This is a genomic window from Kocuria atrinae, assembly GCF_039531425.1.
Lineage (GTDB): Bacteria > Actinomycetota > Actinomycetes > Actinomycetales > Micrococcaceae > Kocuria > Kocuria atrinae.
This window is the reverse complement of record NZ_BAAAQA010000020.1, coordinates 91,220-100,994: the sequence shown is the minus strand read 5'-3', so window position 1 is coordinate 100,994 and position 9,775 is coordinate 91,220. Positions and strand designations below refer to the sequence as shown.

Here is a 9,775-nt window from a genome sequence, read left to right as displayed (position 1 = left end):
CGTCCGCCACAGCAGGGATCAACACCTGGAACTGGTCCCAGATGGGCTCGATGATGCACGATGGAACAGCAGGCACGAGTGCTCCTGACAGACATGATGATTCTCGACAAATCCGTGTCTACCAGGCCTCGTGCCTGTCTCATGCCACAGCCGTTCCACGCCTATCGGCGGAACCTCTTAGCTGTTCCAGAGACCGTAGGTCTCGGCCAGTTCGGAAACCTTCTTGGCGCGAGCCAATCGGGGGAGGTAGGAACCGTCCGCACCTGCGTAACCGGAGTTGGCCTTCTCGATCATTTCGCGGGCCCACCGGATCTCCTGCTCGCTGGGGGCCAGCAGGTGGTTGATGGAGTCCGCCTGATCGGGATCCAGGGAGAGCTTGCCGGTCATACCCATGGACTGCGTGACCTTGCACGCGGCCTCGAGCTCATCACCGGTGGCGCCATTACTGGGGCCGTCGATCGGACCGGGCAGCTCGCCCACGCGAGACGCGGTGACCAGCGTAGACCGTGCGAACGCGAGTGCCATGGGATCACCCGAAGCGCCCGTGTCCTTGCGGAAGTCACCCACACCGAACGCCAAGCGGAACACGCCAGGAGCCCGGGCGATGTCATAAGCGTTCATGAGGCCCACGGCGGATTCGATCAATGCCACCACGGGAGTGCCCGCGCGACTCATCATGGCCGTCTTGGTGATGTGGTCGGGGTGCTCGGTCTTAGCCAGCACGATGCCGCGGAGGTTCTTGACCTCGCTCAGCGCAGCCAAATCCTTCTCCCAGTGTGGGCTGGTGATGTCGTTGACGCGCACCCACGCGCTCGCGCCATCCTGCATGGCCTGGATCATGTTCGCGCGGGCCGTGTCCTTATCCTCTTCGGGCACGGCATCTTCGATGTCGAAGATCACCGAATCCGCTTCCGAGGCCAACGCCGGGGCGAACAACGACGTGTCCGCCGCGGAGGTCAACAGCCATGAACGCGACAACCGAGCGGGCAGGTCTGCGGCGCGCTGATTACGATACGGAGTCACTACTCTCCCTTTACTTCAAGAAATTCTGATGGACAGGGACTAGCTCAGGGGCGTGTGCGCGGGATCAACCTCTTCACCGGAACGCACCGGACCCGGCGCAGTAGCACCATCCGCGAACGGGGAACCACCCATTTTTTCACGACCGTGCTCCGACATCCAATTGCTCAGATCCGGACCCACGGGAACGATCTGGGACGGGTTGATGTCCTCGTGCACGATGAAGTAGTGCTCCTTGATCTGCTGGAAGTCCACGGTGTCGCCGAAGCCCGGGGTCTGGAACAAATCGCGAGCATAGCCCCACAGGTTGGGCAGCTCGGTCAGTTTCTGACGGGAGCACTTGAAGTGCGAGTAGTACACGGGGTCGAAACGGACCAGGGTGGTGAACAGTCGGACGTCCGCCTCGGTGATGTGGTCACCCATCAGGTAACGCTTGTCGGCCAGGCGTTCCTCGAGCCAGTCCATGGCCACCCAGAGTCGATCGTAGGCCTTCTCGTACGCCTCCTGGGAGCCCGCGAATCCACAACGGTACACACCGTTGTTGACCTCGGTGTAGACGCGCTTCATGACCTCGCGCATCTCGTCCTCCAGCTCGGCGGGCCACAGGTCCGGGGCGCCCTCGCGGTGGAACTCGGTCCACTCCTTGGCGAAGTCCTCGGTGATCTGCGGGAAGTTGTTGGTCACGATCTCACCGGTGGGGATGTCCACGATGGCCGGCACTGTGATGCCCCGGGGGTAGTCGGGGAAGCGCTTGAAGTAGTTCTCCTGCAGACGCTCAGTGCCCAGCACCGGGTCCTTGCCCTCGGGGTCCAGGTCGAACTTCCACGAGCGAACGTCGTGAGTGGGCCCGGGCAGTCCCAAGGAGATGGCGTCCTCAAGGCCCAGCAGTCGGCGCACGATCAGGGTCCGGTTGGCCCACGGACATGCGCGCGCGGCCACCAGGCGGTAACGGCCGGCTTCAACGGGCCACGCCTGGGCCCTCTCGCTGAGCTCCACTGTCTCCGGGTCCGCGACAACCCGATCCTCGATGTAGGTGGTGTCGCGGGTGTATTCCTCGCCGGCATGGACGTAGGCCCCGGCAGTCGAGTACTGATCCTTCTCCTGGTTTTTTGCGTCGCTCACGGTGCGCTCCTCACATCAATGGTTTATTTTGATGATACGTCATCATTATGCGAGCTTGCTATGACTCAGACCACCGTAATCGGCAGCGCCCAGCGGGACTACAGTGGCTGCATACATACCGCGTGGAACGCGGCGAACGGCCGCTTCATTTGTCGGAGTGAACCTCATGAACTCAACGAACAATCCGCCCGAGAACTCCCGGGAGAACAATACGGAGCGTCCGCAGTACGGCGTGCGGGTGCCCCGGTCGGAATCGCACAGCCCGACCGCATCCGCACCGCCCACGGCACCATCCGCCGTACCGGACCAGCAGGCGGGCGTATCCCCCAAGGCCGCGCGCCGCATGGGACGCGGCCTATCCTTCACCGTCATCCTGCTGGGGGCGCTAGTGGGCCTTGGACTGATGGCCATCGGTTTTTCCGAGGGCTGGATCGTAGGAGCCACCCTCGCCCTGCTGGGCGTGCTGGGATACGTGATGGTCCAGTTCCAGATCATCCCCCTGTTCCGCGACCCGGACGCCGTGGCGATCCGCCGGCGATCCAAACTGTGGTTGATTCCAGGCTCCCTACTGCTCATCGGGCTGCTGGGTATCGGCGGATCATTCCTGGTGGAGCCCGTCATGGGTAGCTCGATACCCGAGGATCTCGTGGACGACTACATCCTGGCCTTCATCGTGGCCGGCATGACCATGGTGGTGGGTTCAGCGCTCGGATTCGGCCTGGTGGCCATGGCAATGTTGACCCGCCACGATGACGACGACTCACCCCTGCGGCCCACCGATTATGCGGAGCGGGCACGCCAGCGCGACCGTAACGACCGCCCCAGCTACTACGATTCGGATTGGATCAGACGCGGCCCCCGCGACTGAGAAGCGCTACTTTTTCACACGCACCGGAACCGGCAAGAACTCCCAGAACAGAAAGTTCTCCACATCATGCAGACGCCCTCCTCCGCGAATTCCGTGCCCTGGCTCTCAGAGCACGAGGACGCCGCTTGGCGCAGTTTCCTGGCGCTGTCGCGAGGCATGGAGCGCGCCATCGACCGGCAGCTCCAACGCGACAGCGAACTGTCCAGTTCCGAGTACCACGTACTGGTCCCCCTCTCCGAGTCGAAGGACGGCAGCATGGCGTCCCGCGAATTGCTGCGACACCTGGACTGGGAACGCTCCCGCCTGTCACACATGCTGTCCCGTATGGAGAAGCGCGGCATGGTCTGCCGCAAGCCGAGCACTCAGGACGCCCGCGGACTCATCGTGGAAATCACCGACCACGGCCGCCAAGTCATCAATGCAGCGGCCCCCTGGCACCTGGCCATGGTGCGCGAGGCTTTCATGGATCAGCTAAGCAGCGACGAACTGAAGACTCTGGTGTCTGTGGCGGGCCGAGTAATCCCGCAGCTAGAGAAAATGAACCTCGTCTAACAGCCCTGACAGCAACCCGCGAACATTCCGATGGGCGCTCGAGGAGTGGGGCGAATACACCCTTAAACAGGGGACGGGTCCTGTCGCTTGGGGGAATCGACAGGACCCGTCGGACATCCCGATCGGGGGAAATACGGGACGCCGGCCAATCGGGGGAACTTCCGGGCGCACTTGGGGGGATACACCCGGGCCTCTTCGACTGACATCGTCACTGTACGCATCAATTACATCCAGATGCAAGTAACAAGCACGGTGATTCTCATGACTTCACATAATGAATTATGACTACTCAATAGTAGGAAATCCTGACACGAAGTCCCAATTGTTGCAGTAATCGTGGGCGACTCGCCGTGTTGGCTGATCCCAGGTCTCAACCCGCCCACGACACACCGCGGTAGGAACAGAGAAAAGCACCCCGATTCCAGAGAATCGGGGTGCTTTTGAAGACTCAGCGATCACGCATGATCGCTACAGGCCGAGAGCTACTTACTTGCTCTCATTTTCCTTGGCCAGCACATAGTTGTACTCGACCTGGTTGCCCTGACCGTCCTGGCGCTCCTTCACGTCCAGCATCAGCTCGGGCTTCACTGCCGAAGCAATGTCATCCTCGTTGTGCGGGTCGCCCGGGAAGTAGAGCTGCTGGGTAACCAGCTGGTAACCGGGAGCGGAGACCTTTATGTGGATGTGGGCCGGACGCCATGCGTGCCAACCGGCTGCGCCGATCAACTGGCCGCAAGCGCCGTCGGTCGGGATCTGGTAGGGCGCTGGCTGCATGGTGTTGATCTCGAAGTGGCCGTTTTCGTCTGCCTTGACGGTGCCGCGGAAGAGCCACTCGGGCAGGCCAGGAGCGTACTGGGAGTAGAAACCGGCAGCGTCTGCGTGCCAGATCTCAACCTGTGCGTCATTGATGGGGTTGCCCTCGGTGTCGGTGAAGTTGCCGTGGAAGAGCAGCGGGGTACCCTCTTCACCTTCGCGCATTTCCAGAGTTGCCGGAGTGGACATCTCGGGAGCGTTGGGGACGTAGTAGGGGCCCTCAATGGTGCCGACAGTGCCGGGGCGTTCCTTGGAGTTGACGTCCTCCACGGTGTGCTCGAGCCACACATCGAGGAACAGAGGCCACTCGCCGTCGGTGCCGACCTTGATCAGCCACGCCTTGAGAGCGTTGTACTCCTCGTAGGTGACCTCGTGCTTGACCACGATGTCGTTGGCGGCCTGGATCAGCTCACCTGCGAGCTGGGAGACACGCTCCTTGGGAACATCGAGCTTGGCCAGCTTGCCGGACTGAGTGAAACGCTCAGTGGCGAGCGAGCCAGCCTCGACTGCGGTGCCTTCGTTTTCCTTGCGGGTTTCAGTCATGGTGACCTCCACTTTCTCATCATTGAAAAGCTGTACGCCCCGGGGGTGATGTGCGAACCCACCGGTAGCAAAAGTGCGCGAACCTGTGGTGAGTGACACACCGTGACGCTTGTCTCAAGCTTACGAACGGAATCCATATCTTACAAATATGTAATCAGGCCTTATTGATTATGTAAGGCGATCAGATACCCCCTGACCTCACCCTAGGGTTTACCCTGATGTGAGTGGTGTCACTAGAGGGAAGAATGAGACATACGCAACCTGTGGTTCACCTGCGGGTTTTAAGCAGTACCGCCCGCACCACAAGATGCGCCGGGTCCACCCGGTGCACCGAAGTCCAAGGAGTTACGTCATGACCGAAACCCTCAGCCACCTTCACCAGGTACTCGAAAACGCGCTCGTCGACGACCGCGAACAGGGCATCATCCGGGCCAACCGTGAGATCTTCACCGACCCGGAGATCTTCGAACTCGAGATCAAGCACATCTTCGAAGGCAACTGGGTGTACCTCGCTCACGAGTCCCAGATCCCCAACGTGGGCGATTACTTCACGACCTACATCGGTCGCCAGCCCATCGTGATTACTCGCGACAAGGAAGAGAAGCTCAACGCTCTCATCAACGCATGTGCACACCGCGGTGCCATGCTGTGCCGTCGCAAGACCGACAACCGCACCACCTTCACCTGCCCGTTCCACGGCTGGACCTTCCGTAACACCGGCGAACTGCTCAAGGTCAAGGACTCGCGCAACGCGGGCTACCCGGAGAACTTCAACAAGGAAGGCTCCCACGACCTCACCAAGGTTGCTCGCTTCGAGAACTACAAGGGCTTCCTGTTCGGTTCGCTCAACCCCGACGTCCTGCCGCTGGAGGAGCACCTGGGTGACGCCACCAAGGTGATCGACTCCATCGTCGACCAGTCCCCCGAGGGCCTGGAGGTGCTGCGCGGTTCGTCCACGTACACCTACGACGGCAACTGGAAGGTCCAGATGGAGAACGGCGCTGACGGCTACCACGTCACCGCCACCCACTGGAACTACGCCGCAACCACCTCGCGTCGTACCGCCGGTGACTCCACCAACACCACCAAGGCCATGGACGCCGGCAAGTGGGGCAAGGCCAAGGGCGGCTTCTACTCCTTCGAGCACGGCCACCTGCTGCTCTGGCAAGAGTGGGGCAACCCGCAGGACCGCCCGTTGTGGGACCGCCGCGACGAGCTCGTTGAGAAGTACGGCGAAGAGATGGCCAACTTCATGATCAACATCTCCCGCAACCTGTGCCTGTACCCGAACGTGTACCTGATGGACCAGTTCTCCTCGCAGATCCGCCACGTGCGTCCCATCAGCGTGGACAAGACCGAGGTCACCATCTACTGCATCGCCCCCAAGGGTGAGTCGGACAAGGCCCGCGCGCACCGCATCCGCCAGTACGAAGACTTCTTCAACGCGACCGGCATGGCCACTCCGGATGACCTCGAGGAGTTCCGCTCCTGCCAGAAGACCTACCTGGCCTCGGCCGCTCCCTGGAACGACATGACTCGCGGCGTTGCCCACGAGATCTCCGGTCCGGACGAGCAGGCTTCGGCACTGGGCATGGACAGCGTGATCGCCTCCGGTGTTCGCACCGAGGACGAGGGCCTGTACCCCGTGCAGCACGGTTACTGGAAGCAGGTCATGGAAAAGGCTGCGGAAGAGCAGGACAACGATCCGGCTTCTGCCTGATCCACGCCCGGCCATTCCCTGACACGACGAAAGATTGCGAGACCATGACTGAAACGTTGACCGAAGAACGCACGTCCACCATCGAAAAGGTGCGGGCCTTCCTGTACCGCGAGGCTCGTCTGCTGGACGACCGCGACTTCGATGCCTGGATCGAGTGCTACGACCCGAGCGCCTCCTACTGGATGCCCGCCTGGGATGACACCGGCGAGCTCACCGAGGATCCGCAGCGCGAGATCTCCCTGATCTACTACGACAACCGCGGTGGCATCGAGGACCGCGTGTTCCGCATCAAGACGGACCGTTCCTCGGCCACGTCCCTGCCGGAACCGCGCACCGGTCACAACATCACGGATGTCGAGATTCTGGAGCAGAACGGTGACGAGGTGAAGGTCCGGTTCAACTGGTTCAACCTTTACTTCCGTTACAACGTGACCGAGACCTACTTCGGTTACAGCCTGTACACGATCAACATGGCCGGCGAGCAGCCCAAGATCATGGACAAGAAGGTTGTCCTGAAGAACGACTACATTCACCACGTAGTCGACATCTACATGATCTGAGTCCACTCGCTGTGACGGACGGTCCGGTGCCCGGCCCCCGCCTCAGGGGTCCGGGCACCGGTGCTGTCCGTACCGATTGGCCCATTTACACATCACAGCTATTGCGGTGAACGCACCCGTCCCATGACCACGGCTCACCGCTAGTAGGAGAAGATCACCCATGTCGAACCAGGTTGCACTAACTTTCGAAGATGGCGTCACCAAGGTCATCAAGGTCGATGACTACGAGACCATCATGGACGCGTCCTACAAGGCACGCATCAACATTCCTTCCGACTGCCGCGACGGCGCGTGCGGTACATGTAAGTCCTTCTGCGAGTCCGGCGAGTTCGACCCCGGAGACTTCATCGAGGACGCCCTGACCGACGAAGAGTTCGAGAAGGGTTACATCCTGACTTGCCAGACCATGCCGGAATCGGACATGGCCGTGAACATCCCCGCGACCTCTGAGTCGGCCAAGACCTCGGCCTCCTCGTACACCTCGCGGATCACGCAGCTGGACCGTCACTCGGAGACCACCACGTCCTTCACGCTGGAAATCGACAAGCGCTCCGAGCTGGCTTACCTGCCCGGCCAGTACGTGAACCTCAAGATCCCCGGTGCCGATGTCGAGCGTTCGTACTCCTTCTCGAGCGGCCCGAACACCGAGGCTGCGTCCTTCATGGTGCGTACCGCCCCCAAGGGCGCGATGTCCGAGTACTTGCGTGACCGCGCCGAGGTGGGCGATGAGATCACCTTGTCCGGCCCGTTCGGTTCCTTCTTCCTCCGCGACCCCAAGCGTCCGCTGCTGCTGTTGGCCGGCGGCACCGGTTTGGCGCCGTTGCTGTCGATCCTGGAGAAGCTCGCGGAGAATCCGCCGGAGCACGCCGTGCACCTGATATACGGTGTGACCCGCGAGGAAGACATCGTGGGCTTGGACTGGATCGAGGAGTACAAGGCCAAGCTGCCCAACTTCACGTGGGACTACATCGCCTCCGAAGAGGGCACCTCCGCACCGCACACCGGTTACGTCACCCAGATCATCGAACCGGGTCACCTCAATGACGGCGACGTGGACATCTACCTGTGCGGCCCCCCGCCCATGGTCAACGCCGTGGCCAAGTGGCTCGAGACCGAGGGCATCGAGCCCGCCAACTTCTACTTCGAGCGCTTCGCGCCCAAGGAGAAGACCGGAGGCGACGCCGAGACCGGCGCACCCGCCAGCTCCGAGGATGTTGCAGAGTCCGGCGACTCGATGTCCCAGTCCGAGGCCGTTTCCTCCATGGAAACCGGTCGTCTCTCCTTCGCCAAGGAAGATTCTTTCGCACAGCTGGACGCCCGCATGGGTCTTGAATTGGCTATCACCGAGCTCATGATGCCCAAGATCACTGACGAACAGGTCAAGAATCTGCGTCGCTTGGCCGAGGCCACGGCGGACTGCGTGAGCGGCTCCGAGGTCAAGAAGCCCGAGGATTTCGTGCGTTACAACGAGGAGTTCCACGAGTACCTCTTCACGGTCTCCAACAACCCCTCGCTGCTGGAGTCCTACCGTCGCCTGGACCTGACCGACCAGATGCAGGCCACGTTCGAGTCCGGAACCGTGATCTTCGATCGTGTCATCCAGGACCACGAGGACTTCGTCGAGGCGTTCGAGAAGAAGGACATCGAGCGCGCCCGCGAGGTCATCATGGCCCACGCACGTGACGCCAAGGAGACCATGGAAGGCGCCATTGACAAGAAGGAGTCCGAGTGACCCAGTTGCCCGAACCGTTCAGCGCACTGAGCCCTGGCCGTTTCAACGGCAAGGTGGTGCTGGTGACTGGCGCTGCCCAGGGCATCGGCCAGCGGGTTGCAGAACGCGTCGGCGCCGAAGGCGGCACCGTGGTGCTGGTGGACCGTTCCGAGTTGGCGGAGCAGGTAGCAGACGGCATCAATGAGTACGCCGCGAAGAACGGTTCAGAGGGCTCGGCCAGCTCAGTAACCGGTGTCGATCTCGAGACGTTCGCGGGTGCTGAGCAAGCTGTGTCCGCAACCCTGGAACGTCACGGTCGCGTGGACATCCTGATCAACAACGTGGGCGGTGCCATCCTGATGCGTCCGTTCGAGCACTTCGATGCCGAACAGATCCAGAAGGAAATCAACCGGTCCCTGTTCCCCACGTTGTGGATGTGCCGCGCGGTACTGCCCACCATGTTGGAGGCGGGTTCCGGAACCATCGTGAATGTGTCCTCGAATGCCACGCGCGGCATCAACCGCGTGCCGTATTCGGCGGCCAAGGGTGGCGTCAACGGCATCACCCAGGCGCTGGCCATGGAGACCGCCGGCCGCGGTATCCGCGTAATGGCCACTGCCCCGGGCGGTACCGAGGCTCCCCCGCGCAAGGTTCAGCGCGGCCCCGGCCCCGAGAGTGAGCAGGAGCAGGGGTGGGTCAAGGACGTGGTGGAGCAGGTCACCGAATCCACGTTCTTCAAGCGCTACGGCACCCTGGACGAACAAGCCGCACCCATCGTGTTCCTGGCCTCGGACGAGGCCTCCTACATGACCGGGTCGGTGATCCAGGTCAGCGGTGGTGATATGGGCTGACAGCCCACACTGGCT

9 protein-coding genes are annotated in these 9,775 nt (G+C 61.8%); 6 read left to right on the top strand and 3 right to left on the bottom strand.

Annotated elements, in window-relative coordinates:
• Nucleotides 1–177 precede the first annotated feature (177 nt).
• Both ABD283_RS10665 and ABD283_RS10660 read right to left on the bottom strand, forming a co-directional pair.
• The gene (locus ABD283_RS10665) at nt 178–1,023 is read right to left on the bottom strand and encodes an HpcH/HpaI aldolase/citrate lyase family protein (RefSeq protein WP_344224986.1); all 846 of its coding nucleotides are present in this window, start codon (nt 1,021–1,023) and stop codon (nt 178–180) included.
• Between the two features lie 39 nt (nt 1,024–1,062).
• Nucleotides 1,063–2,142: a glutathione S-transferase family protein gene (locus ABD283_RS10660; RefSeq protein WP_344224985.1), complete on the bottom strand. Its 1,080-nt coding sequence runs from the start codon at nt 2,140–2,142 to the stop codon at nt 1,063–1,065.
• Between the two features lie 166 nt (nt 2,143–2,308).
• On the opposite strand from ABD283_RS10660, the gene ABD283_RS10655 reads away from it, so the two are divergent.
• The gene (locus ABD283_RS10655; RefSeq protein ID WP_344224983.1) at nt 2,309–3,010 is read left to right on the top strand and encodes a hypothetical protein; all 702 of its coding nucleotides are present in this window, start codon (nt 2,309–2,311) and stop codon (nt 3,008–3,010) included.
• 66 nt (nt 3,011–3,076) lie between these two features.
• The gene (locus tag ABD283_RS10650; protein WP_344224982.1) at nt 3,077–3,562 is read left to right on the top strand and encodes a MarR family winged helix-turn-helix transcriptional regulator; all 486 of its coding nucleotides are present in this window, start codon (nt 3,077–3,079) and stop codon (nt 3,560–3,562) included.
• A gap of 486 nt (nt 3,563–4,048) precedes the next feature.
• On the opposite strand, the gene catA is transcribed toward ABD283_RS10650, so the two are convergent.
• Nucleotides 4,049–4,918, bottom strand: coding sequence for a catechol 1,2-dioxygenase (gene catA, locus ABD283_RS10645; RefSeq protein WP_344224981.1), 870 nt, complete (start codon nt 4,916–4,918; stop codon nt 4,049–4,051).
• A 352-nt stretch (nt 4,919–5,270) separates the two neighbouring features.
• Here catA and benA point away from each other — a divergent pair, with 352 nt between their 5' ends.
• The 4 genes from benA to ABD283_RS10625 all read left to right on the top strand — a co-directional run bounded on the left by benA (nt 5,271) and on the right by ABD283_RS10625 (nt 9,760).
• Nucleotides 5,271–6,638: a benzoate 1,2-dioxygenase large subunit gene (benA, locus tag ABD283_RS10640; protein ID WP_016996195.1), complete on the top strand. Its 1,368-nt coding sequence runs from the start codon at nt 5,271–5,273 to the stop codon at nt 6,636–6,638.
• Between the two features lie 44 nt (nt 6,639–6,682).
• Complete coding sequence (gene benB, locus ABD283_RS10635; protein WP_344224980.1) at nt 6,683–7,198, top strand: benzoate 1,2-dioxygenase small subunit; 516 nt, start codon at nt 6,683–6,685, stop codon at nt 7,196–7,198.
• Nucleotides 7,199–7,358: 160 nt separating this feature from the next.
• Nucleotides 7,359–8,930, top strand: a complete 1,572-nt coding sequence (gene benC, locus ABD283_RS10630) for a benzoate 1,2-dioxygenase electron transfer component BenC (protein ID WP_344224979.1) — start codon at nt 7,359–7,361, stop codon at nt 8,928–8,930.
• The gene (locus ABD283_RS10625; RefSeq protein ID WP_344224978.1) at nt 8,927–9,760 is read left to right on the top strand and encodes a 1,6-dihydroxycyclohexa-2,4-diene-1-carboxylate dehydrogenase; all 834 of its coding nucleotides are present in this window, start codon (nt 8,927–8,929) and stop codon (nt 9,758–9,760) included. The genes benC and ABD283_RS10625 overlap by 4 nt, the downstream gene beginning before the upstream one ends.
• Nucleotides 9,761–9,775: the final 15 nt, after the last annotated feature.

What these genes read in the sequence shown, in the direction of transcription:
- ABD283_RS10655 (WP_344224983.1), top strand. Translation starts at nt 2,309, where the DNA reads ATGAACTCAACGAACAATCCGCCCGAGAACTCCCGGGAGAACAATACG.
- ABD283_RS10650 (WP_344224982.1), top strand. Translation starts at nt 3,077, where the DNA reads ATGCAGACGCCCTCCTCCGCGAATTCCGTGCCCTGGCTCTCAGAGCAC.
- catA (WP_344224981.1), bottom strand. Translation starts at nt 4,918, where the DNA reads ATGACTGAAACCCGCAAGGAAAACGAAGGCACCGCAGTCGAGGCTGGC.
- benA (WP_016996195.1), top strand. Translation starts at nt 5,271, where the DNA reads ATGACCGAAACCCTCAGCCACCTTCACCAGGTACTCGAAAACGCGCTC.
- benB (WP_344224980.1), top strand. Translation starts at nt 6,683, where the DNA reads ATGACTGAAACGTTGACCGAAGAACGCACGTCCACCATCGAAAAGGTG.
- benC (WP_344224979.1), top strand. Translation starts at nt 7,359, where the DNA reads ATGTCGAACCAGGTTGCACTAACTTTCGAAGATGGCGTCACCAAGGTC.